This is a genomic window from Filimonas lacunae, from assembly GCF_002355595.1.
Lineage (GTDB): Bacteria > Bacteroidota > Bacteroidia > Chitinophagales > Chitinophagaceae > Filimonas > Filimonas lacunae.
The window spans coordinates 6,442,086-6,467,270 of record NZ_AP017422.1 but is presented as its reverse complement, the minus strand read 5'-3'; the positions used below and the strand labels follow the sequence as shown (position 1 = coordinate 6,467,270).

The 25,185-nt window shown below is 43.4% G+C and carries 25 protein-coding genes; 9 read left to right on the top strand and 16 right to left on the bottom strand.

Going from position 1 to position 25,185, the window contains the following annotated elements; genetic code table 11:
• Positions 1–18 precede the first annotated feature (18 nt).
• The gene (gene gcvH, locus FLA_RS25410) at positions 19–399 is read right to left on the bottom strand and encodes a glycine cleavage system protein GcvH (protein ID WP_076375623.1); all 381 of its coding nucleotides are present in this window, start codon (positions 397–399) and stop codon (positions 19–21) included.
• A 59-nt stretch (positions 400–458) separates the two neighbouring features.
• Positions 459–806, bottom strand: coding sequence for a hypothetical protein (locus FLA_RS25405; protein WP_076375621.1), 348 nt, complete (start codon positions 804–806; stop codon positions 459–461).
• Between the two features lie 51 nt (positions 807–857).
• On the opposite strand from FLA_RS25405, the gene serS reads away from it, so the two are divergent.
• On the top strand, positions 858–2,129 hold the full coding sequence (gene serS, locus FLA_RS25400) for a serine--tRNA ligase (RefSeq protein WP_076375619.1): 1,272 nt from the start codon (positions 858–860) through the stop codon (positions 2,127–2,129).
• A 68-nt stretch (positions 2,130–2,197) separates the two neighbouring features.
• Here the strand turns inward: serS and FLA_RS25395 are convergent, their stop codons facing one another.
• The 5 genes from FLA_RS25395 to FLA_RS25375 all read right to left on the bottom strand — a co-directional run bounded on the left by FLA_RS25395 (position 2,198) and on the right by FLA_RS25375 (position 5,705).
• A complete protein-coding gene (locus tag FLA_RS25395) occupies positions 2,198–2,722 on the bottom strand; it encodes a L,D-transpeptidase family protein (protein WP_076375617.1) in 525 nt (174 codons plus the stop codon).
• A gap of 140 nt (positions 2,723–2,862) precedes the next feature.
• The gene (locus tag FLA_RS25390) at positions 2,863–3,780 is read right to left on the bottom strand and encodes an outer membrane beta-barrel protein (protein WP_084206013.1); all 918 of its coding nucleotides are present in this window, start codon (positions 3,778–3,780) and stop codon (positions 2,863–2,865) included.
• Positions 3,781–3,802: 22 nt separating this feature from the next.
• A complete protein-coding gene (locus FLA_RS25385; RefSeq protein WP_076375613.1) occupies positions 3,803–4,876 on the bottom strand; it encodes an anti-sigma factor family protein in 1,074 nt (357 codons plus the stop codon).
• A gap of 1 nt (position 4,877) precedes the next feature.
• Positions 4,878–5,363, bottom strand: a complete 486-nt coding sequence (locus FLA_RS25380; protein ID WP_076375611.1) for an RNA polymerase sigma factor — start codon at positions 5,361–5,363, stop codon at positions 4,878–4,880.
• Between the two features lie 117 nt (positions 5,364–5,480).
• Positions 5,481–5,705: a hypothetical protein gene (locus tag FLA_RS25375; RefSeq protein WP_144263954.1), complete on the bottom strand. Its 225-nt coding sequence runs from the start codon at positions 5,703–5,705 to the stop codon at positions 5,481–5,483.
• Between the two features lie 159 nt (positions 5,706–5,864).
• Between FLA_RS25375 and kbl the strand changes: the two genes are divergently transcribed.
• From kbl to FLA_RS25355, 4 genes are all read left to right on the top strand, one after another.
• The gene (gene kbl / locus FLA_RS25370) at positions 5,865–7,052 is read left to right on the top strand and encodes a glycine C-acetyltransferase (RefSeq protein WP_076375607.1); all 1,188 of its coding nucleotides are present in this window, start codon (positions 5,865–5,867) and stop codon (positions 7,050–7,052) included.
• A 166-nt stretch (positions 7,053–7,218) separates the two neighbouring features.
• Entirely contained in the window at positions 7,219–8,067 is an 849-nt protein-coding gene (locus FLA_RS25365) for a penicillin-binding transpeptidase domain-containing protein (protein ID WP_076377316.1), read from the top strand.
• Between the two features lie 84 nt (positions 8,068–8,151).
• A complete protein-coding gene (locus FLA_RS25360) occupies positions 8,152–9,075 on the top strand; it encodes a VWA domain-containing protein (protein WP_159445056.1) in 924 nt (307 codons plus the stop codon).
• Positions 9,076–9,078: 3 nt separating this feature from the next.
• Entirely contained in the window at positions 9,079–9,729 is a 651-nt protein-coding gene (locus tag FLA_RS25355; RefSeq protein ID WP_076375603.1) for a tetratricopeptide repeat protein, read from the top strand.
• On the opposite strand, the gene FLA_RS25350 is transcribed toward FLA_RS25355, so the two are convergent.
• Positions 9,730–10,014, bottom strand: coding sequence for a hypothetical protein (locus FLA_RS25350; protein WP_076375601.1), 285 nt, complete (start codon positions 10,012–10,014; stop codon positions 9,730–9,732).
• Between the two features lie 261 nt (positions 10,015–10,275).
• Here FLA_RS25350 and ispG point away from each other — a divergent pair, with 261 nt between their 5' ends.
• On the top strand, positions 10,276–12,321 hold the full coding sequence (ispG, locus tag FLA_RS25345) for a (E)-4-hydroxy-3-methylbut-2-enyl-diphosphate synthase (RefSeq protein ID WP_076375599.1): 2,046 nt from the start codon (positions 10,276–10,278) through the stop codon (positions 12,319–12,321).
• Between the two features lie 51 nt (positions 12,322–12,372).
• Positions 12,373–13,986 carry an L-aspartate oxidase gene (gene nadB / locus FLA_RS25340; protein WP_076375597.1) on the top strand — a complete coding sequence of 538 codons (1,614 nt, stop codon included), beginning with the start codon at positions 12,373–12,375 and terminating at the stop codon, positions 13,984–13,986.
• 75 nt (positions 13,987–14,061) lie between these two features.
• On the opposite strand, the gene FLA_RS25335 is transcribed toward nadB, so the two are convergent.
• From FLA_RS25335 to FLA_RS25320, 4 genes are all read right to left on the bottom strand, one after another.
• Positions 14,062–15,474, bottom strand: a complete 1,413-nt coding sequence (locus tag FLA_RS25335) for an MBL fold metallo-hydrolase (RefSeq protein ID WP_076375595.1) — start codon at positions 15,472–15,474, stop codon at positions 14,062–14,064.
• A 131-nt stretch (positions 15,475–15,605) separates the two neighbouring features.
• Positions 15,606–15,935, bottom strand: coding sequence for an ArsR/SmtB family transcription factor (locus FLA_RS25330; protein WP_076375593.1), 330 nt, complete (start codon positions 15,933–15,935; stop codon positions 15,606–15,608).
• Positions 15,936–16,033: 98 nt separating this feature from the next.
• On the bottom strand, positions 16,034–16,726 hold the full coding sequence (gene tsaB, locus FLA_RS25325; protein ID WP_076375591.1) for a tRNA (adenosine(37)-N6)-threonylcarbamoyltransferase complex dimerization subunit type 1 TsaB: 693 nt from the start codon (positions 16,724–16,726) through the stop codon (positions 16,034–16,036).
• A 122-nt stretch (positions 16,727–16,848) separates the two neighbouring features.
• Complete coding sequence (locus FLA_RS25320) at positions 16,849–17,460, bottom strand: 3-hydroxyacyl-CoA dehydrogenase family protein (RefSeq protein WP_096511297.1); 612 nt, start codon at positions 17,458–17,460, stop codon at positions 16,849–16,851.
• Between the two features lie 101 nt (positions 17,461–17,561).
• Between FLA_RS25320 and FLA_RS25315 the strand changes: the two genes are divergently transcribed.
• Positions 17,562–17,948, top strand: a complete 387-nt coding sequence (locus tag FLA_RS25315; protein ID WP_076375587.1) for a RidA family protein — start codon at positions 17,562–17,564, stop codon at positions 17,946–17,948.
• A 102-nt stretch (positions 17,949–18,050) separates the two neighbouring features.
• Here the strand turns inward: FLA_RS25315 and galK are convergent, their stop codons facing one another.
• Both galK and FLA_RS25305 read right to left on the bottom strand, forming a co-directional pair.
• Positions 18,051–19,205: a galactokinase gene (galK, locus tag FLA_RS25310; protein WP_076375585.1), complete on the bottom strand. Its 1,155-nt coding sequence runs from the start codon at positions 19,203–19,205 to the stop codon at positions 18,051–18,053.
• A gap of 3 nt (positions 19,206–19,208) precedes the next feature.
• Positions 19,209–20,156, bottom strand: a complete 948-nt coding sequence (locus FLA_RS25305; RefSeq protein WP_076377314.1) for an aldose 1-epimerase — start codon at positions 20,154–20,156, stop codon at positions 19,209–19,211.
• Positions 20,157–20,276: 120 nt separating this feature from the next.
• Between FLA_RS25305 and FLA_RS25300 the strand changes: the two genes are divergently transcribed.
• Positions 20,277–23,684 (top strand): methylmalonyl-CoA mutase family protein, encoded by a 3,408-nt coding sequence (locus tag FLA_RS25300; protein WP_076375583.1) that lies wholly within the window; start codon positions 20,277–20,279, stop codon positions 23,682–23,684.
• Between the two features lie 56 nt (positions 23,685–23,740).
• Here the strand turns inward: FLA_RS25300 and FLA_RS25295 are convergent, their stop codons facing one another.
• Together FLA_RS25295 and FLA_RS25290 are read right to left on the bottom strand one after the other, a co-directional pair.
• Complete coding sequence (locus FLA_RS25295) at positions 23,741–24,295, bottom strand: type 1 glutamine amidotransferase domain-containing protein (protein WP_076375581.1); 555 nt, start codon at positions 24,293–24,295, stop codon at positions 23,741–23,743.
• Between the two features lie 126 nt (positions 24,296–24,421).
• Positions 24,422–25,150: an endonuclease gene (locus FLA_RS25290; protein ID WP_076375579.1), complete on the bottom strand. Its 729-nt coding sequence runs from the start codon at positions 25,148–25,150 to the stop codon at positions 24,422–24,424.
• Between the last annotated feature and the right edge of the window lie 35 nt (positions 25,151–25,185).

Below are 25,185 nucleotides of genomic sequence, written 5' to 3'. Positions count from 1 at the left end.
TGGGTACGACCTATTTCTTTAGCCCACCAACTGACTATAAGCGTCTGCCGTCATTAATCCGTCGAGGTCTGCTGGATTGGCTACTGTGATTTTAACCATCCAACCCTCATTGTAAGGATCGCTATTAACCAGTTCAGGCTGCTTTTCAAGTATTGGATTTACTTCCAAAATAGTACCGGCTACTGGCAAAAACAGGTCGCTGACAGTTTTAACTGCTTCTACTGTACCGAATACTTCGTTTGCTTCAACATTCTTGCCAATAGTTGTAATGTCAACATATACAATATCACCTAATTCGCCCTGGGCAAAATCGGTAATACCTATTATTGCAGTGTTGCCATCTACCAATTTAATCCATTCGTGGTCTTTGGTATACTTTAATTCAGCTGGAAAGTTCATGGTGTCAACTATTTATTTGCTGCAAATATTGAATAAATATTGGTAAAAATAAACAGTAATCAAAAATCCTGTTGCTCAAAATAGAACAGAATATGGTCTTTTAAAAAATTTTCCTGCTCTATCAGGTTCATTTCCGGCAAGGCTTTCAGCTGTCTAAAATGCGGCCACCCATCTTCATCCTGTCCTTCATTCGCGTAATAACCACCAGGTGTAAGAATGGTACATACGGCCACATGCATCAGGTCCTGCTTCTGCTCTTTGGTAATTTCATGGCTCACAAAGCCAGCTTCCTGAATGCCAATTAAGAAAAGAATTGCATCCATATCAGGCTTTTTACCAAAGCGTTCCACCAGTTTCGCTTCCAACGTCCACCACCTTTGCTGTAAATCGTCTGTTACCATGTTCATAATGCGAATTTAATCAGTCTGCCATTATCTTTGTCCAAACCTATCTAAGTTATGTTACAAGTAGCCCATTTGAGGGAAAACAGAGAGGAAGTAAAGGGAAAACTGGCTGTAAAATATTTTAAGCAGCCTGAGTTGGTAGACACAGTTATAGAACTAGACGATTCGCGCAAGAAATTGCAGGCCGAATTTGATTCGATAAAAGCGAAGGTGAACAGCGCATCCAAGGATATTGGTAAATTAATGGGGCAGGGTAAAAAAGAAGAAGCAGAAGCCTTAAAGGCAGAAGTGGCCTTGTTAAACCCACAGTTAAAGCCCCTGGAAGAGCAAATGGCGACAGTGGAAAAGCAACTGCACGACACGCTGATTCAATTGCCTAACCTGCCGGCAGCCATTGTGCCTAAGGGCAAAACGCCCGAAGAAAATGAGGTGGTAAGGCAGAGTGGCACTATTCCTGCCCTGTTTAGCGGTGCTGTTCCTCACTGGGATATTACTAAGAAGTATAATTTGATTGATTTTGAACTGGGCAATAAAATTACCGGAAGCGGTTTTCCGGTATATATTGGAAAAGGCGCCCGTTTGCAACGCGCTTTAATCCAGTTTTTCCTCGATTACAATACCGAAGCAGGGTATACTGAGCATATTCCTCCTTTTGTGGTAAATGAAGCTTCCGCCTATGGAACGGGACAACTGCCTGATAAAGAAGGACAGATGTATTATGTAAATGAAGATAATCTTTACCTGATACCTACTTCGGAAGTGCCGTTAACCAACCTGTACCGCGATGTGATTTTGAAAGAAGATGAATTGCCGGTGAAAATGACCGCTTATTCTCCTTGTTTCAGAAGAGAAGCAGGTAGCTATGGTAAAGATGTAAGAGGTTTAAATCGCTTACACCAGTTTGAAAAAGTGGAGGTTGTTCAGGTGGTAGCTAAAGAAAAGAGCTATGAAATTCTGGACGAAATGGTGCTGCACGTGGAAAAGCTGCTGCAATTACTGGAACTGCCTTATCGTATCCTTCGTTTATGCGGGGGAGATATGAGCTTTACCAGTGCTTTAACCTACGATTTTGAGGTGTATAGCGCTGCTCAGGAGCGTTGGTTGGAGGTAAGCAGTGTAAGTAACTTTGAAACTTACCAGGCCAACCGTTTAAAATGCAGGTATAAAGATGCTACAGGTAAAATTCAGTTGGCGCATACCTTAAATGGCAGCTCCCTGGCATTACCCCGCATACTCGCTTCTTTACTGGAAAATAACCAGACAGAGCAGGGCATTAACATTCCAAAAGCGCTACAGCCTTATTTCAGAGCAGAAAGCATTAGCTAATCAACTGATGTTGGTAATAAAAAATCCCGCAGGTATAGCTGCGGGATTTTTGTATATCAGGGATATTGTTATTTTCTGATGGTAACGTGGGTGCCTGGTGGAATCATCTTGTACAGTTCTTCCACGTCTGCGTTTTTCATGCTGATGCATCCTTGCGTCCAGTTCAGATAGCGGTCTATTGCATAATCTTCATGCGGCCAGGTGCCATGGATGCCAATGCCGCCGCCGAGGGTAGCGCCATTGGGAATAAGTCCCCTGCTTTTACGCAGGTTAAAATTGGCTACATCCTGTGCGGTTGGGTAGTCCAGCAACATCATACGGTCCCACTTTTCATGAACACGTTTGCTGGCTATGGTAAAGTTTCCCTCCGGGGTGCGCCTGTCGCCCTGGTATAATTTATCACCCTGATCTTTACTCCCAAATACTACGGGGTAGCTTACCAGCCAACCATCTTTATCATACACCTGTAATTCATAATCGCTTTTGTCAATAACGATGTAATAACCTCCCACACCAGAAGCGGCGCGGTGACGGAAGGAGGTATTGCTAAAAAAAAGTAAGCTTAGCGTAAGTAAGCATAAGCAGTTCTTCATAAACGTTGCGGATTGCTTTTGCGTCCTAAACGCAAAAATGATTCCTTTCATTATAAAAACGGCAGGTTTTTGATAAAAAAATAACACCCCGGAGAGCCGGGGTGACATTATGCACATGAGAAACAATATAAATGTTCAGGTTAAAAACAGCTGATACGTACACCCATAGCGTAAGGGTATTGTTTCAGGCCTGTTCTGTTTTCCTGCATTAAAGTATTTAAACTGTAAGAACCGTATAAGCGTACAAAGCCTAGGCCTAATTCGCCTATCGCTGCCAGGCGCCACGATTTCATATTAAGGCTGCCATTGATTTTTTGCTTACCGCGCTCACTGCTGATTTGTTTGTTGCGGCTACCTATCAGGTATCCGGCACTTACCCCTGCACTAAAGCTCAGATTTTTGTGTTTGATGGGTGAGGGGGTAACGTTGATCATAAAAGGCACGGTAAGATAGCCGGCGTATAACTTGTTTTTAGAAAAGTTGATAGAGTCGTTATACACGTAGGGCGAAGGTGAGTTTCTGAAACTGACATTGGTTTCAAAACGGTAGTTATACATTTCCAGGCCCAGGCCATATTTTAAACTCAGCACATCTTTCACCAGCTTTCGCTTTTGCATAAACAGCCAGATGTTTACGTTAGATGATTTACCGTTATTCAGGTTAAAGCTGTTTTCATTCACCGGGTTGCTGGCCTGGCTGCTGTTGGGAATATTTCTGATAAACCCGCTGTTGGCGGTTTGGCCGGTAAAGGCCGGACCATTATAATTGGTATTATCCCGCCAGTTGGCAAAGCCCAGGTCAAATACAAACCAGTTGGTAGATACATTTTTGTTCTTACTCCGGTTTCTGTACCTGTTGCCGATGGTGATATTGAATGATCTGTCTTGTTTTGCTTCCTGGGTATTGTCGCTTTGATTCTGGCTTTTATTCTTCTTAACGATAATAAAATTGCCCACTCTTATAGTGTCGGGTGTATTCTGCCGGGTACTATCAGTTTGTGCATAGCCTGATGTAACAGCCAGGGTAGCGACTGTTAACATCCCAAGTAACCTGTTCATGATCTTCTGATTTGAATGAGTATTAAAGATTATCGTCGTCCGTAACAGCTTTTGCTTTAGCGCCGAGTATACGGCCCGCTTTTTTGAAAAAGCCTCTTACTTTATTCCGGTTCAGCTCAAGTGCGCCTACATACAATTTCTGGTCGTCTTCCACACTGGTATCCAGTTCTTTGTAGGCAATGTCCTTATGCGTTTCCGTTTGGTTGTCTGCTATAGCGGTTTGTGAGGCCGGATGGGCAGTAATTACCTTATCTGGCAGCAGGGCTGCTATAATAGTTTCCTGATTGCTGGTCGAGGGCTCGCCGGTAACTGTAGTGGCCACTATCATAGGATTTACTTCCCGTTTTGCCAACGGTGTTGTTGTTGCCTGTTGCGATGGAGTAGCCGCCGGGCGGTTTACTGCAATCACAGAATGGTTCTTTGCCGGTGGGGGGGCTGTTGTGCTAGCAGCAGGTACAGTGGTCCTTGTGCCGGTTACTACAGGAGTATTGTTTGTGGCGCTGATTCCATTAGTTTCCTGTTCTGCCGGGGTTGCTTTAGCGGTGTAAGTTGTACTGCCGGTAGCTTCCTGTACACTGTTACTGCTGCTATTGTGATAAAACCACCAGCCCGAAGTGGCTGTAACGCCCAACAAAGCTGCTGCAACGGCAAGGCGTGTCCAGTAAATAGGAATTACCCTGCGCTCCCGTTCTTTCCGGTATAATATCTCCTTATGTGCAAAAGCAACAGGCTCTACCTGTAAAATGGTTTGCTGTAACAGCTCTAATTCTGATTGTGCAGATGCATTTTGTTGCACAAAGGTTTCAACCCTGGCTCTGGCTGTTGCATCCAGTTCATTATCTATATACAACAGCAGTTGCTCTTCATACAACTCCGGGTGAATATCACCCTCCGCGTGTTTGTATAAATCCTGCTTGTTGTTAAATACAATATTGTCTTCCGGCAATAACACAGATTCCTGCAAGACCTGCAGTTCTGCTGCCAGATCGGGATTTTGCTCCATGAAAAGTTCCAGCTCCATCCGCTGGTGCAGGTTGAGTTCGTTATCCACGTACATCAACAGAAACTCTTCATAATTATGACGGTTAATCATCATGCTACATCACATTTTCAGGGCTTACCAAATAATTTTTCAATGCCACCCGTGCACGATGCAGGTAAACTTTTACCTGGCTTTCGTTCAGCCCTGTTATTTTACCTATCTCTTCATAGCTATATCCTTCATAGTCTTTCAGCATCACCAGGCTGCGTTGTGTTTCGTTCAATCTGTTCAATGCCTCCTGTAAAGTTTTTTTCATCTGGTGTGGCGGTTGTTCCAGAACACGAACATCGGAAGAAAAATCCTCTTTCAAAGAAACACGCTGACTTTTTCGGATATGATCAATCATCTGGTTATAAGCAATGGTAAATAAATACGATTTGCTTTTGTCTGTTTCAACAGAACCGCGGTTGCGCCACATTTTTTCAAATGCAGTTTGTACAATGTCCCTGGCGTCATCTTCGTGCCGGATGTTTTTAATAATAAAACGGAACACGTTGTCGGCGTACAGGTTTACACAATCATTATACTCTTTTTCTGTCATAAACAGTGGATGTTGTTCTCTCTTTAGTGCCTTTTCTGTATGTGTTACGGGTGAGTAAAATAAATGTTACAACAAATGGCAAAAAAAATCCCCCGTGCCGGCGGAGGAAACAAATTTTTAATTTTTAGCGGAAACAATCAACCGCGTAACCGACTCCCAGAAAATGTGTCCTACTTTTTCGGACTGTTCTTCTGCGGCTGATTTAGTGGTATTGTTTTGAGCGCTGGCACCTGTGGTCAGATATTTTTTGTGAAGCTCCTTGCTGTAATGGTATGATCCGCCTATGGCAATGGCACATATGGCTAAGATGAACAATGAGGAGAGTAGATGTTTCGATTGCATACCTTTAAAGTGTTTTCGGGTAATACGAAGGTAAACGCGAAAAAGTTACCAGAACGTAATTATTTTCCATTTTATCGGCTTTTTACAAAGCCTTAACTAGAAAATCCGACAAAATAGCCCTTTCCCCTACCTTTGCCACGCTTAAAAATAAAAAACGCTATGAACGGAAATTTTATTAACCGGTTGCAACAGGAGCTGACAGAAATTGAAGCCGCAGGTCTGATGAAAAAAGAGCGCATCATTACCAGCGAACAGGGTGCTGAAATAGTAGTAAACGGTAAAACTGTATTGAACTTTTGCGCCAATAACTACCTCGGACTATCCTCTCATCCTAAAGTAATTGAAGCTGCGCACAAAGCCATTGACTCGCACGGCTACGGTATGAGCAGCGTAAGGTTTATTTGTGGAACACAGGATATCCACAAGCAACTGGAGCAAAAAATAGCACAGTTTTTAGGCACAGAAGACACTATTTTATATGCCGCTGCATTTGATGCCAACGGTGGTGTATTCGAACCCCTGTTTAACGAGCAGGATGCTATCATCAGCGATGAACTGAACCACGCTTCCATTATTGACGGTGTTCGTTTGTGTAAAGCACAACGTTACCGTTACAAGCATAACAATATGGAAGACCTGGAAGAAAAGCTGAAAGAAACAGCCCAGTTACGCAGCCGTATTATTGTTACTGATGGCTCGTTCAGCATGGACGGCACTATTGCCCAGCTGGACAAAATCTGCGATCTGGCAGATAAATACGATGCTATTGTAATGATTGATGAGTGTCATTCTTCCGGCTTTTTAGGCAAAACAGGGCGTGGCACCCACGAGCATCGTGGTGTTATGGGCCGTATAGATATTATTACCGGCACCCTGGGCAAAGCCTTAGGTGGCGCTTCCGGCGGTTTTACCAGCGGTAAAAAAGAAGTAATTGAAATGCTGCGTCAGCGTTCCAGGCCTTACCTGTTTTCTAACACAGTAGCTCCAAGTATTGTAGGCGCTTCTATTGCTGTGCTGGATATGCTTACCGAAACTACCGAACTGCGCGATAAACTGGAATTCAACACAAAGTATTTCCGTGAGAAAATGACTGAAGCTGGTTTTGATATTAAACCAGGGGAGCATCCGATTGTGCCTATTATGTTGTACGATGCAGTTGTGGCGCAAAACTTTGCCGCCAAATTGCTCGAAGAAGGCATTTATGTGATCGGTTTCTTCTTCCCCGTTGTAGCTAAAGGTCAGGCGCGTATCCGCGTACAGCTGAGTGCCGGCCACGAGCAGCATCACCTGGATAAGGCCATTGCTGCCTTTACCAAAGTGGGTAAGGAGCTGGATGTGTTGAAATAGTACATAGAATCAGTGTTACTTACATAATTACATGGCCCGTATTGCGGGCCATGTTGCATTTATATTGCCTTTGTGCCGTTTTATATTGCTTTTATGTTGCTTTTGCAACATGAAATATTACATTCTGTTGCTTTTGCAGGTTATTTTTGCGGCCATAATTGAATGTATGAAGCAATTTCTGGGTCTGGCAGTATTAAGTGTAATGGTAGGAATGTATTCCTGTACACCTAATAATGTAACAATAGAGAATAGTTGGGAAAAGTATTTCGACAGCAGCAAGGTAACCGGCACCTTTGGTTTGTACGACAACGGCCAGGGTAAGTTCTTTGTATATAACCTGTCTCGCTTTAAAGATTCTACCTATTTGCCAGGTTCTACTTTTAAAATCCTCAACAGCCTTATTGGCCTGGAAAAAGGCACTATTTCCAATAAAAAAATGGCACTCCCCTGGGATAAGGTGGTTCGTAAATATCCCAATGGCGACACCGCTACCGGATGGAATAAAGACCTTACCATGGAAGAAGCTTTTAAGGCTTCCGCTGTTCCCTATTTTCAGGAAATTGCACGCCGTATTGGCCGCGATACTATGCAGCGCTGGCTGGATAGCCTGGGCTATGGAAGCAGGTATAAAAAATCGGCTATCACTGCTGCAAACCTCGATACCTTTTGGCTGGATAATTCTGTGAAAGTCACTGCTGACGAGCAATTGGGGCTGGTGAAGAAATTGTATTTCGGCCAGTTACCTTTCCATAAAAAGACCACCCAGGAAGTGGTAAAAGACTTGTTGATCCAGGAAAATAATGCGAATTATACGCTGGCTTATAAAACCGGATGGGCGTTTAACGAAAGCGGTAAAGCTATTGGCTGGTTAGTGGGTTGGGTAGAAGAAAACAGGCATCCTTACTTTTTTGCTATGAACGTAGAAGGGCCTGCCAATACCAACATGACACAGGTAAGAGAATACCTGCTAAAAAGTATACTGAAACAAATGGGCTTTTTGGAAGGGAAAAAGTAACTTCGTCGCAATATGATTTCATTTGAACGCATAGAGTTCCTTTTGGGGCTCACAATCCTAATTCCCCTGGTAATCATATTCGTAATGGTGCTTCGCTGGAAAAAGAAGGTGAAGGCCAAGTTGGGTGATGCTAAACTGATTAGTTTACTGACCCGCGAATATGCTCCACGCCAGTATGTTGTGAAGTTTGTTTTGCTGCTGGTTGCCTTAACAATGGGCATTCTGGCACTGGTAAACTTCCGTACTCCCTTTTTCTCCAGTGATGAAAAGAAAGTGGGTATTGACGTAATGGTGGCCCTGGACGTAAGTAAAAGCATGTTATGTGAAGATGCGAAACCATCCCGCCTGGAAAAAGCCAGGTTATTTACCCAAACATTGCTGGATCAGCTTACCAACAACCGTGTAGGCCTTATTTTATTTGCCGGGCAGGCCTATTTACAAATGCCCCTGACAGATGACATAACGGCAGCTAAACTATTTGTTTCCAATGCCACACCTAATGCGGTGCCGGTTCAGGGAACAGTAATTGGCGATGCCTTACAGTTGTGTGATAAGTCGATGGATAACGGTTTAAAGAAATATAAAGCCGTAGTGCTTATTTCTGATGGGGAAGATCACGATCCCAAAGCTTCCGAAATGGTGCGCCAGTTAAGAGAAAATGGGGTAGTGGTGTTTACAGTAGGTGTTGGATCTGTAGAAGGATCTCCTATTAAAGAACCAGGCGCTACCGAATATAAATTGGATGCACAAGGCAAAATGGTGCTTACCCGATTGAACGAGAAGGAGTTAAAAGATATTGCCCAGCAAAGTGGCGGGGAGTATTTTCACCTCGACCATGCAGAAGCCAATGCGGCTGAAATTGCCAAGGTACTGTCTACTATGGATAAAAGATCCCTTTCAGATAAAGGAGGGGCCAGACAATATGCTTCGCTTTTTCCGTTCTTTATAATATTCCTGGTATTGTTATTAATAGCAGAGATATTTATTCCTGAAGTAAAAAAACGATAACCATTGAAACTGTTTATATCTATAGTGGTGGCGGGTACCTTTCTGGCGCAATCGGCTAATGCACAGTCTGTTGACGCAATTATTAAGAAGGGAAATGATATGTACAAGGTGGGCAAGTTTAAAGAAGCCGAACTATTATATCGCAAAGCCCTGGCAAAAGAGCCCGGAAACTACAAGGCTAAGTTCAATTTGGGGAATACTTTGGACAAACAGAAAAAATCTGCCGATGCAGCTGTTTTGTATGACGAAGTGGCAAAAGCCAAAATTCCCACGAATGACACTGCCAATACTACCAATTTTCAGGCAAGCATATATTATAATAAAGGAGTAGCCATGGCAAAAGACCATAAACTGGCCGAAGCTATCACTGCTTTTAAACAATCGTTACGCCTGATTCCGGAAGATCAGAAAACCCGTGAAAACCTGCAAAAGGCTTTAAATGAGCAGAAAGAGCAGGAGCAAAACGAGCATAACAATAACCAGCAGCAGAAGAACGACCCTCCGCCATCTCCCCGTTCGCAGGAACAGCAGAACAATAAGATGAACGAAAAGCAGGCAGAAGAAATGCTGGGTAAATTAAGGGACAGCGAAAACCAACTGCAAAAACAACTGCAGAAAAAGCCATCTAACAAACAGAACCAGAAAGACTGGTAATCAATTTTTTATAGTAACCTCCGGGTTGGTAATTACTTCTACCACCTTGTTGGTTTCAACGGAAGCTGCAGACTGGTCTACCACGGCCAAAGTTTGCAGCTTTCCTTTTTCATCTGCATCTACACCCGCATATAATATATAAAAGAGGTATTCTGAGGAATCCTTTTGTTTAACCTCCAGGTTAGAAGAAAGGATAGAGATATCCTTATTTTCTCCCAGCCAATGATTTACAGATTGCTGTAATTGCTGATAAGTGCCTTCGGCAAATATTTTTACCTTTTTCATAGTGTAGCGGTTCTGTTTATATAAGGCATAAAATCAGGCCAGATATGGTTGTAATAAGCATAAAAAAGCCCGGGTAGAAACCCAGGCAATATTTTCAACCCTAAACCCTTAAAAAACATAAATATAAAATCAATAACAGTGCCAAACAGGATTGTTATGTGAAAATTAATTTGTAAAAGCGCCTGTCTGCTATAGTAACCGGTACGGTTATTTGAGAGATATACTTCTTTTAATACCTATTTTTGTTGTAGAAATATATTTATGCAGTTGTATTGTAATTCGTTAGCTACTTATAGCCGGTTAAAGACGCGAGAAGTAAAGGTGGGAGATCTGTTGCTGGGGAATCTTCACCCCATTCGCACGCAAACGATGACCACAACTGACACAATGGACACCATTGGCACTGTAGAGCAAACTATACGTTGTATTGAAGCAGGGGCCGAACTGGTAAGAATAACTGCTCCCAGCAAAAAAGAAGCGGAGAACCTGCTGAATATAAAGAACGAGTTAAATAAGCGCGGCTATTTTACACCTATAGTAGCAGACATTCACTTTACGCCCAATGCGGCGGAAGTGGCGGCACGTATTATAGAAAAGGTGCGCATTAACCCAGGCAATTACGTTGACAAGAAAAAATTTGAACTGATTGATTATACCGATGCGGAATACGATGAAGAGATTGAACGCATCCGCGAGCGCTTTACCCCCTTATTGAAAATATGTAAGGAATATGGTACTGCTATGCGCATTGGCACTAACCACGGTAGTTTAAGCGACCGTATTATGAGCCGTTATGGCGATACGCCGATGGGTATGGTAGAAAGCGCTATGGAATTTTTGCGTATAGCCCGCGATGAGCAATATCATAACATTGTGCTGAGTATGAAAAGCAGTAACCCGCAGGTAATGGTGCAGGCTTACCGTTTGCTGGTACAACAGATGCAGAACGAGTTTAGTGAATTATATCCACTGCACCTGGGGGTTACAGAAGCAGGTGATGGGGAAGATGGCCGTATTAAATCGGCTATAGGTATAGGCACTTTGCTGGAAGATGGCATTGGCGATACTATTCGTGTAAGTTTAACAGAAGATCCGGAGTTTGAAATCCCGGTGTGTAAAGACCTGGTGAAGCGATACCACGCCAGGGAGAAAAAGCCTTTACTGGCAAGCACTATAAAGCATGCTGCTGATACCGAAAAGGTGCATGAAGCAGAAGTAGACCAGGTGATCAGCAACTTACCTTACTCGCCATTTGAATACCGCCGCAGGGTAACTACGGAAGTGTCTAATATCGGTGGTAAACAAGTGCCGGTGGTGGTGGCCGACTTTATGCAAAAGCAGGCTATTGCACCAGACGATTTACAAGCCATAGGATACACCTATGATGTGCCCAGTGATAAATGGAATATCAGCGATGGCGCAGCCGATTATATTTATACAGCAGGCAAGGTGCTTGACTTTGCATTGCCAGGCACCTTAAAAGTGATTTGCGATTGCAGCACCTGGCAAAAGGGAGTGGATACAGAAAAGTACTTCCCGCTGTTTCAGGGAGTAGAATACCTGGATGTAGCAAATCAATCGCCGGTATTGAACTTTATAGGTGTTGACACACATGCTATTGATAAGAAGATTGAAAAGCAGATTTTTGAAAAAGCGGCCAACGATCCTACCGCAGTATTTTGCTTTTTCTCTACACATAAGCATACCATGCCTAATGTAAGATGTGCTATTACTGAACTGATGAAGCAAGGTGTAAAAACGCCTATCATTCTATGTTCGGAAAGCCATGGCGCTACTGCTGATGAACAATTAATACAATTTTCTACAGATACCGGTGCCTTATTGCTGGAGGGTATGGGGGATGGTATATGGCTGATGAACGATCCTGCCAAACTGGTGAATGCCAAAGTAAGCGGACGTAACTATATTGCTGTTGATAACAATCATCGCTTTTTAAACTCCACCTCTTTCTCTATACTACAGGCAACCCGTACACGTATCTCTAAAACAGAATACATATCCTGCCCATCCTGTGGCCGTACCTTGTTTGACTTACAGGAAACCACGGCTAAAATACGTGCAGTAACCAACCACCTGAAAGGCGTTAAAATAGCTATCATGGGTTGTATTGTAAATGGTCCGGGCGAAATGGCCGATGCCGATTTTGGTTATGTAGGCAGTGGTCCCGGAAAAATTACTTTATACAAAGGTAAAGAGGTGGTGAAGCGTAATGTAGACAGCGAGGTGGCAGTGGATGAGTTGATTAACCTGCTGAAAGAAAATGATGCCTGGGTAGAAGTGTTATAACCTGCCTGCGCACAACAATAAACCCTTACTTTATAACAAGTAACTTGCAATATGCAAACAGATTTCCTGGTAATTGGCTCGGGCATAGCGGGTCTTACTTATGCATTGAAAATAGCACGGCGCTATCCCGATAAGAAGATTATAGTGATTACGAAAACCCAGGCAGACGAAACGAACACGAAGTATGCACAAGGGGGAGTAGCAGGTGTGTGGGATGAAGATAAAGATAGCTTTGAAAAGCATATTGAAGATACGCTGATAGCTGGTGACGGTTTATGCAACCCACGGGCAGTGGAGATTGTAGTGAAAGAAGGCCCAGAGCGTATCAGGGAAATTATTGAATACGGAACCCGCTTTGATAAAGATGCGGCGGGCGATTATGAGTTAGGGCGTGAAGGTGGACATAGTGAACACCGTATTCTGCATCATAAAGATGTTACCGGAAAAGAAATTGAAAGGGCGTTGCTGGAAACAGCTACAAACACTGCTAATATCGAAGTGATTAATCACTGCTTTGTGGTAGACCTGATTACACAACACCATTTAGGTTACCTGGTTACTAAATCTACTCCCGATATTACCTGCTATGGTGTGTATGTATTAAACCTTCGCACCAACAAGATAGAAAAAATTGTATCCCGCACTACTTTACTGGCCACTGGTGGCTGTGGGCAGGCATACCGTACTACTACCAATCCACGCATTGCTACAGGCGATGGTGTGGCAATGGTATACCGTGCTAAGGGGCGTATTGAAAACATGGAGTTTATCCAGTTTCATCCTACTGCTTTATATGAGCCGGGGGTGTCGCCTTCTTTCCTGATAACAGAAGCGGTAAGAGGTGATGGTGGCATATTAAGAAACAAGGATGGCGAAGCGTTTATGGAGCGGTATGATGAGCGTAGAGACCTGGCGCCTCGTGATATTGTTGCAAGAGCTATAGATAGTGAAATGAAGAGAACTGGTACTGAATATGTATTCCTCGATTGCAGGCATATGGATAAGGACAAGTTTCTGCATCATTTCCCCAACATATACGAAAAATGCTTATCAATAGGCATAGATGTAATGCAGCAAATGATTCCTGTGGCGCCTGCAGCTCACTACAGCTGCGGTGGTATTAAAACAGATGATTGGGCACGTACTTCTATCCAACACCTGTATGCCTGCGGCGAATGTGCCAGCACGGGTTTGCATGGCGCTAACCGCTTAGCCAGCAACAGCCTGCTGGAAGCTATGGTATATGGCCATCGTGCTTACCTGGATATAGTTAAACGTTTGGAAGAAACAGGTGACCTGCCGGGGTTGGAAAGCGAAGCAGCTATTCCTGACTGGAATACCAAAGGCACAACTGATCCTAAAGAAATGATCTTAATTACCCAAAGCCAGAAGGAATTGCAGCAGGTAATGAGTGACTATGTAGGGATTGTAAGAAATGATGTGCGTTTGGAAAGAGCCATGAAAAGACTGGATCTATTGCACGTGGAAACAGAACAGCTGTATCAGACAACCAAAGTGTCTCCTCAGCTGTGTGAGTTGCGTAACCTGATATCGGTAGGGTACCTGATTGTGAAAGGAGCCCAGTTTAGAAAAGAAAGCAGAGGGCTGCATTATAATACAGATCATCTTACCAAAAGCGCTATTTTACAGAATACGATATTGTAAAACGGAAACCAACCGGTTAAACAAAATGGGCACATCTGTTAAAGACGTGCCCATTTTGCATGTATAATAACAGCATTAGTTTAATGCCGCTGCGCTTTTTTCTGTAGGGATCTTTTCTTCTTCTTTAATTGCTTTCCAGCCACCCAGCACATTACGCAGGTTGTGAATGCCTTGCTTTTTCATAATAGAAGCTGCAATAACACTTCTGTAGCCGCTGGCGCAATGAAGGTATAGATTGTCGTCGTCCTGTATGGCACTCATGCTGGCAGGATCAGTAAGGTTTGCCAACGGAATATTCACGGCATCTTTTACATGCCCATCGGCAAATTCTACTTCCTTGCGAACGTCTACAACTATCAGCCTGTCATCAAATGGTAAATCCATTGCCAGTTCGTCCGGCTCAATGTTAATGATCATATCGGTAGGCTCGCCCGCTTTTATCCAGCTATCAAAGCCACCTTCCAGGTAGCCTTCAAATAAAGAGAAGCCAACCCTTGTTAACCGTATAACGGTTTCCTTTTCCTGGCCTTCGGGGCTTACCAGTAATATAGGCTTGTCAAATGATAACAGGTTGCCTGCCCATTCTGCAAAACGGCCTTCCAGGCCAATAAATATGGAGTCGGGTATAAAAGCTTCCGAAAAGGTTGCACCCGGGCGGGTGTCTAAAATAGTGGCATCTTTATCGGCTGCTATTGCTTTAAACTCAGCAACAGACAATGGCTTTAATGCTTTGGCCAGAATTTCGTCCAGGTGCTGATAGCCTTCTTTGTTAATGCGTGCATTAATGGCAAAGTATTCAGGCGGAGTGTTTAAGCCTTCTGTTACAGCGGCAATAAACTCATCCCTGGTTTTGGCCAGCAGCGCGTAGTTGCTTTGCTTTTCTTCACCAATGGTGCTTTGTGTGGCAGCCCCAAGTTTTTTGCCACAGTTACTACCAGCGCCATGTGCGGGATAAACGATCACGTCATCTGCCAGGGGGATAATTCTTTTTTGCAAACTGTCGTACAGCATGCCTGCTAACGAATGAGTGGTTAAGTCTTCACCGTTCTGCGCCAGGTCGGGGCGGCCTACATCACCTACAAACAAAGTGTCGCCGGTAAATACAGCATAGTCTTTACCGTTTTCATCTTTCAGTAAAAAGCAAGCGCTTTCCAGTGTGTGACCAGGGGTATGTAATACTTCTATCTGTAGTTTCCCTAATGTAAATTTTTGGCCATCGGCTGCCACCACTGCATCAAAGCGGGCTTTAGCATCAGGGCCATAGATAATAGGTGCACCCGTACTTTGTGAGAGGTCTATATGACCGCTCACAAAATCGGCATGAAAGTGTGTTTCAAAAATAAATTTAATGGTTGCATTCCTTCTTGTTGCCAGTTCCACATAAGGTGCTATATCTCTCAAAGGATCAATAATAGCTGCCTCACCTTCACTCTCTATATAGTAAGCTGCCTCGCTTAAGCAGCCGGTATATAATTGCTCAATGTACATAACTAATCTTTTAGCAAAGATACCATTTGTGGTGTACTTTGCTATGAGTGTTAAGATACTTTGGCCGTAAGGTGTAAAGGGTGTGGGGAGGGGAAGCAAGCAAAAAAAAGAAGGATATCGGATTTTAAAGCTTAACCGACAAGCTGCTCAACAAACTCACTTACTTCTTTGAGTCTTTGATAATTCACTCCGTAGTAAATGAATTTGCCATCTCGTTGAGTGGCTACAATTCCGGCTCTTCTTAAAATAGCCAGATGCTGAGAAGCTACAGATTGTTCCAGGCGGAGCTTAACATAAATCTCCGTTACTGTCATTTTCTTGTGCTCATCCAGCAACTTCACCATCTGCTGGCGTAGTTTGTGATTCAGCGCTCTTAATATCAGAGCCGCCTTTTTAAGGTGGATGTAATCAACTTTTACTCCCCCCTTTGGTTCGCTAACACTGTGTTGCAGGGTATTCATTGGGTATGCGAATGGGTTTGATGAAAAAAAAGTTCTCTTTGTAAAGATATTATAATAAAATTGTTATGTAAGTGTTTTTGTTTCGTTAAATACCACTTTTAAACACCTTTTAAGGTTGGTTTACCAGGGGTAAAAAACTCTTTGATATACAGCGGTTCGCTATAGGCCAGATCGCTAAAACGTTTTTCCTCAAAGGCTTTCCACGATAAGATAGCAAGATGTCTGGCTTTGTGCTGAACAGTAGAGAATACCGCATGTGTGCTTGTTACCAATGGTTGCCACTTAGGGCTGCCATTACCACAAAAAACTATCTTATGGTTAGCCAGCTCCTTTTCAAAATTGTTGGCATCCAGTATCATTGCGGCGGGAGCTGTTACTTCCTGTAACTCAGTATTATACAATGCTGTAAACACTTCCATCCGGCGTGCATCAATCATGGGGCATATGAATGTATCAGCTGCTTCTGCATGTGCAGATAAGTAAGCAGTGGCCATCACTTCCAGTGTATTCAATAACAGCAAAGGTTTGTTTAAAGCAAAGCAAAGCCCCTTAGCGGAAGATAGCCCTACGCGTAAACCTGTATAGCTGCCCGGGCCTGCGGTAACCGCAATAGCATCCAGGTCTGATAATTGAAAACCAGCATCTTCCATCAATGTTTTGATAGCAGGCTGTAAAAAAGAAGCATGGCTTTTCTGGTCTTTATTTTCCAACTGGGCGAGGGAAACACCAGCTTTAGCAAGACATACCCCGGCATTTTCGGTAGCGGTATCAATATTTAAAATCAGTCCCATAGTCGTCAATTCTCCAATTGCAGGTTGCAAATATAAAGCTATGTGCATGCGGGCAGCATCTTATTCCTGTTCATTTCATTCATTTTGTTTTTTTTGTGCATAACAAACATGAATAGAATTTTTTACATCTCCTTTAGTAACAAAGGGGCGGGCTGGTAGCGCAAATCGGTTGTTTGCAGGGCTTGTAGCAATTCTACTACCTGTTGAGCGCCAATTTTCCGGCACCATTCAAATGGACCATAAGGATAATTGGTGCCCAGTTTCATGGCGGTATCTATTTCTTCCCGGCTGCTCACCTCTTCGGCCAGCGCAAAAAAGGCTTCGTTAATAATCATGGAAACTACCGATGCGGTAACCATGCCGGGTATGTCAGGCGCAAATAAATAGTCCCACGCTAAGGCTTCCATTACGGCTATGGCCTGGTGTTGTGTGGTGTTTGAACCGGCTGCCAGCTCTGTAACCGGGCGCTGTAAAAAGCCGGGCCAGGCATTGATGCGAACAAAATTGGCGGGCAATAAGGCAGTGGTAACGGTTACAGCAGATACCAGCACTATAGCTGGCAGGGTATAACCTGTATAGTTGGTAGCAGTGGTATAAGTTAAATCAATGAACGCATCTGCTTCGTTTACCAGGTGCGTATTCGTATCATCTATATAGTGTACAGTAGCGGTGCCTGTGCCTTTTTGCAGCCATCCGGCCTTTTGCCATTCCTGTAATCGTACAGCAATAATCATATCAGCAAACAATTTCAACAAAAATAGGGGTTATTGATACTGTTTTATTGTTTGGATGATTACGCTAAATGAAGCAATTTGCCTGAACAAAATACAACAGAATGCCCAAACAGATTATCTATACCGATAAGGCGCCTGCACCTATAGGGCCTTATAGTCAGGCAGTTAAAGCAGGTGATATCTTATTTGTAAGTGGCCAGGTAGCCATTGATCCGGCTACTAACGAAGTAATTACAGGTACCATCACAGAGGAAGCGCACCAGGTAATGAAAAACCTGGAAGCCGTTTTATCAGAGGCGAAGGTCACCTTCGAGCATGTGGTAAAAACGGATATCTTTTTAAGCGACATGAGTTATTTCGCAGAAGTGAATCAGGTGTATGGCAGCTATTTTAAAGGCGATTACCCGGCCCGTGCTACTGTGGCAGTAAAAACCCTGCCTAAGCATGTAAACGTGGAAATTGGAGTTACTGCAACCGTTACATTATAGTTGTCAACAGTAACTATACTATTACAATCATCATTACTATAAAAGAAGAAGCTGTATTATCTGAATAATACAGCTTCTTTTGTATAAAGAGTAATATACTGCTTACTTCACTTCGTAAGTGCCATTACCGGTTTGCATAATATATACTTCCGGGGTAATGTTAAAGTGCTTTTTATAAGCTTCGCTTATTTTTTCGCCAATTTCTTTAGCTTCCGATTCTGCTACAATGTTAATGGTGCATCCGCCAAAGCCACCGCCCATTAAGCGTGAACCCAAAATAGCTTTGTATTCTTTAGCCTGTTCTACTAAAAAATCCAGCTCGGGGCAGCTTACATCATACAGTTTGCTTAAACCTTCGTGCGTGGCAAACATCAGTTGGCCAAACTCGGGCAGCTTGTTTTCCTGTAACAAAGCTGCGGCTTTTTGTGTGCGTTGTATTTCCTGTGTTACAAACAGGCAACGGCGAAATACATCTTTATCCAGTTTGTCTTCCGCTTGCTGCACTTGTTCAGGCGTGATGTCGCGGAAGGTTTTAGTACCGGGATATAATTGTTGTAAAATGGCTAAGCCGGTTTCACATTGCTGGCGACGAACATTGTATTCGCCACTGGCCAGTGAATGGTGCACTTTTGAGTTAATAAGCATAATTACATGCCCCTGTAACTGCAAAGGCAGAGCCTTGTATTCCATTGTGTCGCAATCCAGCAGCAACACATGATCTTTCTCACCCATCATATTGGCAAACTGATCCATAATACCGCATTTAACACCGGGGAAGGTATGTTCTGCTTTCTGCGATAATAAGGCAATTTCAACACGGTTTAAGCCTATGTTGAATATCGTGTTTAAGCCCGATGCCAGGCCGCATTCTACTGCTGCTGACGATGATAAACCAGCGCCTGCGGGTAAGTTACCGCCAAAAGCCACATCAAAGCCTTTGATAGCGGCACCACGTTTTTGAAACTGATCCACCACACCTAATATGTAGTTTGCCCATCCTTCTTTCGGAGCTACCTGGTCCAATGCTACTTCCAGGTCTTCTTTCATGTCAATGCTATATACACGAATGTTGCTGGTATTATTGGGGGCAATGGCAAATACCACGCCTTTGTCAATGGCAGCAGGCATTACAAAGCCATTGTTATAATCTACGTGCTCACCAATAAGGTTAATACGTCCGGGTGAAAAAAATAATACCGGAGTGGTTCCAAACTTCTGCTCAAAAACCTCTTTCGCTTGTTGTACCTGGTTGTTCATGAATTAAATGGTTTCAATAATATAAGTGGTAGAAAATTGATATGGAGTATTTTTTTCAGCCAGTAACAACGACATTTTATTGTTAAAGGCGTCTGGTGGTGCACTCAGGTTTTCAATAGCAATGCTTTCGCGGTGTGGCGGTGTATATATCTGCAGGTAAGGGTAGCTGGCAGCGGGGGCTATGGTAAGCTTTAACTGCTCGCTGCTATACGTGCACACGGGGCGGGCATTGCCTGCAGTGATAGCAAAGCAATTGTCCAGAAACACACCTTGCAACGAAGCAGGTGCTGCTTCAAAACGGTTGTCGGCTACCAGTTTTCCGGTGGGAATTAAGGTATCGTCAAACTCAACCTGTGTGTTGCTATCAAATTGTAAAGAGCATTGATCCACAGGAACGTCCAGTTTAAAATAAGGATGCCAGCCATCTGCCATAGGGATAGCAAAGTCGTTGTTATGGCTTACCGTAGTAGTAACGGTAAGGTGGCTGTTTTTTTCCAGCTGCCATAATACGGTTACATCGTAAGCAAATGGATAACCCGCATCGGCACCAGTATACTGGTATTCCAGCTTTACATAAGCTGCCTGTTCGTTAGCGCCCGAGTCGGTAATGTTGTATACAGCGTCGTAAATGATACCGTGTATAGCGTGTGGCGGGATATAATGCTTTTGAATAGTATACACCTGTTCCTGAAAGGAATATTGCCCCTTATTTAAACGGCAGGTAAAAGGGCTGAGTTTAGCACTTTTAAAACCATCTGTAATTTTTTCTGCTACAGTGGCCGGGCTGTCAAAGCCATCTACCACATTAAAGGGTGTGCCATGTAAAGGCAGGGCAAACTGGTTTAACAGTGCCCCTGTGCTGTAAATTTCTGCATAAGTGCCTGTGCTTGTGTCCTGTAAAACAATAGCCTGTTCCTTGCCAATGCCGGTCACGTGTATTTCAAAAGCCATGTCTGTGATTTTGGCGCTAAAGATACACGGCATGTTGTAAATAATCAGCTACTTTATAGCGAAGGCGGGTGGCAAAAACATATATTTGCCTAACGATTGTTAGTAAAATTAAACTTGCCTATGCTTTCCGGTACAGAATCGAAAATCCGCATTATTACTGCTGCCAGCCTGTTCGACGGGCATGATGCTGCTATTAACATTATGAGACGCATCATGCAAATGAAAGGGGCTGAAATTATTCACCTTGGGCATAACCGCAGCGTACATGAAATTGTAGAAGCGGCTATTGAAGAAGATGCCCACGGCATTGCCATTACCAGTTACCAGGGCGGGCACGTAGAGTTTTTTAAGTACATCAAAGAGTTATTACAGCAAAATGGTTGCGACCACATTAAAATTTTTGGTGGCGGTGGTGGCACTATTCTGCCAGAAGAGATACAAGAGCTGCACAACTTTGGAATTACCCGCATTTATAGCCCTGATGACGGCCGTACCATGGGGCTGGAGGGGATGATTGAAGATGTGATCAACAGATGTGCTGTTACGTCTGGAAACAATACAGACGAAGGGGATTATTGGCAGGCAGAGGGTAGGTGGAATGGCAAACTGCCACTGGATGAAGTAAGGGATATTCGCCGTATTGCCCGTGCTATTACCCGGGCCGAGCATAAGGAACCGGTTAACTGGGACGCCATTACTATACCGGCAGGTGCAGTGGTGAATGCTACCAGCGCAGTACTGGGTATTACCGGAACAGGTGGCGCCGGTAAATCGTCGGTGACCGATGAAATAGTAAGGCGTTTTTTACGCACTTATTCCGATAAAACCATAGCGGTTATATCAGTAGATCCTTCCAAAAAGAAATCAGGGGGCGCCTTGCTGGGCGACCGTATACGCATGAATAGCATCAGCTCACCCCGTTGTTATATGCGTTCATTGGCCACACGTGATGCAGATACGGCACTAAGTGCTTATGTGAAAGAAGCTATTGCCATTTGCAAAAAAGCAGGGTATCATCTTATTGTCCTGGAAAGTGCAGGTGTGGGGCAAAGCGATGCTTCTATACTGGACTACTGCGATGTTAGCTTGTATGTGATGACGCCGGAATATGGCGCGCCTTCGCAGCTGGAGAAAATAAACATGCTGGATTATGCTGATGTTATCGCTATCAACAAGTTTGATAAGGCAGGGGCATTGGATGCCTTGTCGGATGTGCGCAGGCAGTATAAACGCAACCACCAGCTATGGATGGCAAAGGACGAAGAGTTACCAGTGGCTGGTACTATTGCCAATAAATTTAACGATGAAGGCGTAAATCATTTGTTTGCGTTGCTTTTGCAAAAGATACAGGAAAAAACTGCCATTGATTTTGGCGCTTATACAATGGAAGATGCTGGTAAGAAAGTGTTTTCAGAAGCCATCATACCTCCTAAACGAACACGTTATTTAAGTGAAATTTCGGATACATGCCGCAACTACGATCAATGGACAAAAGAACAATGTGCTATTGCCACCCGGCTGTATCAGCTAAAGGGCACTGCGGTTGCTTTGGCGGCTGCGGATAAGGAAGCTGCCAATGTGGATGCACTTATACAGGAAACAGAAAGAAAACTGGATAGCACCTGCCGCGAATTGATAGAAGGCTGGCCTGCATTGGTAAAGAAATATGCCGCAGATTATTTTGAATACCAGGTGCGGGATAAAGTGATTAAACAGCCTTTAACAACCACCTCTTTAAGTGGCACACGCATACCCAAACTGGTGCTGCCCAGGTATAACGACTGGGGAGATATCCTGCGCTGGCAACTGCTGGAAAATGTGCCCGGACTGTTTCCTTATACCTCTGGTGTATTTGAATTGCGAAGAACAGGGGAGGACCCTACCCGTATGTTTGCCGGGGAAGGAACGCCTGAAAAAACCAATAAACGTTTTCATTATGTATCACATGGTCAGCCTGCTAAAAGGTTGTCTACCGCTTTTGATAGTGTTACGTTGTATGGTGAAGATCCTGCCGTGCGTCCGGATATCTATGGTAAAATAGGCAATAGCGGAGTAAGTATTGCAACGGTTGATGATGCGAAGAAATTATACAGCGGCTTTGATTTGTGCGATGCAGCTACATCGGTAAGCATGACCATTAACGGGCCAGCGCCTATTGTTCTTGCCTTTTTTATGAATGCGGCCATTGATCAGGCCTGCGAAAAATATATTACCGAACACCAGTTGTGGGATGCTGTTGCTATTGTGCGTAGCAATAAATATGCAACAGTTGCAGTGCCGGCATATGCAGGGTATACAAATGATGAACAAAGCGGTTTGCCGGAAGGGAACAGCGGTTTGGGGCTAAGGCTATTGGGCATGTCGGGAGACGAAGTGTTACCCGCAGATGTCTATGCAAGTATTAAAACAAATGCTTTGCAACAGGTAAGGGGTACCGTACAGGCTGATATATTAAAAGAAGACCAGGCGCAAAATACCTGCATATTCAGTACTGAGTTTGCTTTAAAGCTGATGGGGGATGTGCAACAATATTTTATAGCGCAAAAGGTGCGTAATTTTTATAGCGTCTCTATCAGTGGTTACCATATTGCAGAAGCAGGCGCTAATCCTATTACACAGCTGGCGTTTACATTATCCAATGGCTTTACTTATGTAGAGTATTATCTGAACAGAGGGATGAATATCGATGATTTTGCACCCAACCTGAGTTTCTTTTTCAGTAATGGAATGGATGCGGAGTATAGTGTTATTGGCAGGGTGGCCAGGCGCATATGGGCCAAAGCCATGAAGTACAGGTATAATGGTAACGAGCGTTCACAGAAATTAAAATATCATATTCAAACCAGCGGCCGCAGCCTGCATGCACAGGAGATTGATTTTAATGATATTCGCACTACACTACAGGCGCTATATGCTATTTATGACAACTGCAATAGCTTACATACCAATGCTTATGATGAGGCTATTACCACGCCTACCGAAGAAAGCGTGCGCCGTGCTATGGCCATTCAGTTGATTATTAACCGTGAGTTAGGCACGGTAAAAACAGAAAATGTGATGCAGGGTTCTTTCTTAATAGAGGAATTAACCGACCTGGTAGAAGAAGCTGTATTAACAGAGTTTGACCGCATTACAGAAAGGGGAGGTGTGCTGGGGGCTATGGAAAGAATGTATCAGCGAAACAAGATACAGGAAGAAAGCCTTTATTACGAAAGCCTGAAACACAGTGGCGAGTTGCCTATTGTAGGAGTGAACACTTTCCTGAACAAAAAGGGGAGCCCTACTACCGTTCCTAATGAAGTGATCAGAAGCAGTAAAGAAGAAAAAGACCAGCAGATTGATAACCTGCACGACTTTCATCAACGTAACACTGATAAGGCAACAGAAAAACTGGAACGATTAAAAGAGGTAGCGATAGAAAATGGTAATCTCTTTGATGAATTAATGGAAACGGTAAAATATTGCAGCCTGGGGCAGATAACACATGCCTTGTATGAAGTTGGTGGGCAGTATCGTAGAAATATGTAATGATAAAGGAAGCCGGTTATTACTGGCTTCCTTTATAAAAGTGTTGTAGAAACGTATTAAGCATGCGTATGCACCCCTTCTTTTATTTCCTCAATCACTTTGTTGTTGAATGCCGGTAAATCTTTAGGGCTTCTGCTGGTAACCAAACCATTATCGGCAACCACTTCCTTATCTGCCCATTTTGCCCCGGCATTAATAAGATCTGTTTTAACAGAAGGATAGGAAGTCATGTTCCGGCCTTCCAGCAAACCTGTTTCAATGAGTAACTGAGGTCCATGGCAAATAGCTGCTAATGGTTTGCCTTCTGTGAGAAAATGTTTGGCAAACTCCACATATTCCTGGTGGGCCCGCATCTGATCGGGGTTTAATACGCCGCCTGGCACCAGCAGTGCATCAAAGTCTTCTGGTCTGGCTTCATTCAGTACTACATCAACCGGTATTTCTATCGACCAGTGATCGTGGTTCCATGCCCTTACTTTGCCTTTTTGCAACGATACGATTTTTACTTCCGCACCTGCATCTTCCAGCGCTTTTTTAGGACTGGTTAACTCTACTTCTTCAAAGCCATTTTCGGTAATGATGGCTACTTTTTTACCTGTTAGTGTTGCCATAGTGTAAGCTTTTAAATAAAAAAATCAGGCTAACAACGACTTTGTAAAAAACTTATGCCTTATCATAAAAAACTATCGTGGCTGTGGCATATTGGGAAGAAAATTCCCTGATATCATGATGTTGCTTTAATAAAGCAGCTGGCAGTTTGTACAAAAAAAGCTTCTTCTTTTAGCTTTACCCGTATACTTTTTGATAAAGGGGATATGGCATCGTGGACATGTTTTTTTTGTATGCGCCAGCCAGTGCTTTTTTAACACGTCTTCTTTTTTCCATTGCAAAAATTCAAAGCTATAGGTCACAGCTTCTTTTAGCAGTGCTTTTATTTTGGCTGGTGGAATGTTGCCCGTTATGCTTTCGGGGTGTACTCTTATTCTAAACAATACTTCATTTTTAATGATGTTGCCAACGCCTGCAAAAATCTGCTGGTCCAGCAATACGTCGCCAATTTCACGGTTGGCCGCTTCCCGCAGTTTTTTGCGGGCTGCTTTTTCGTTCCATTGCTCATTCATTACATCTGCACTCCAATCATAGATGTCATCTAAAGGTTGTTCAATCAATTGGATAGAAGAGGTATAGAAGTTTACAAACCCATTAGAAAAGCTGATGTGAAGGCGTGGAGTAATAGCGCGTGTATCGTTAATAAGATAGCTGCCAAACAATAAAAAGTGAATGCGTATGGTTTGGTGTGGAAAACAGATGAGTAGGTGTTTGCCCCATGTTGTAATATCAACCACCTTTTTATGAATAAACAAGTGGGCATCAATATTCGCTGTAGTAGTGCAGCGAATTACTTTTTTACCTTTAAATGGTTGTAAAGCTTCTTTTGAAATAACAAGCGATGGTCCTTCAGGCATAGCATTTTACCGTATCAACGGCAAAATGCACGCCA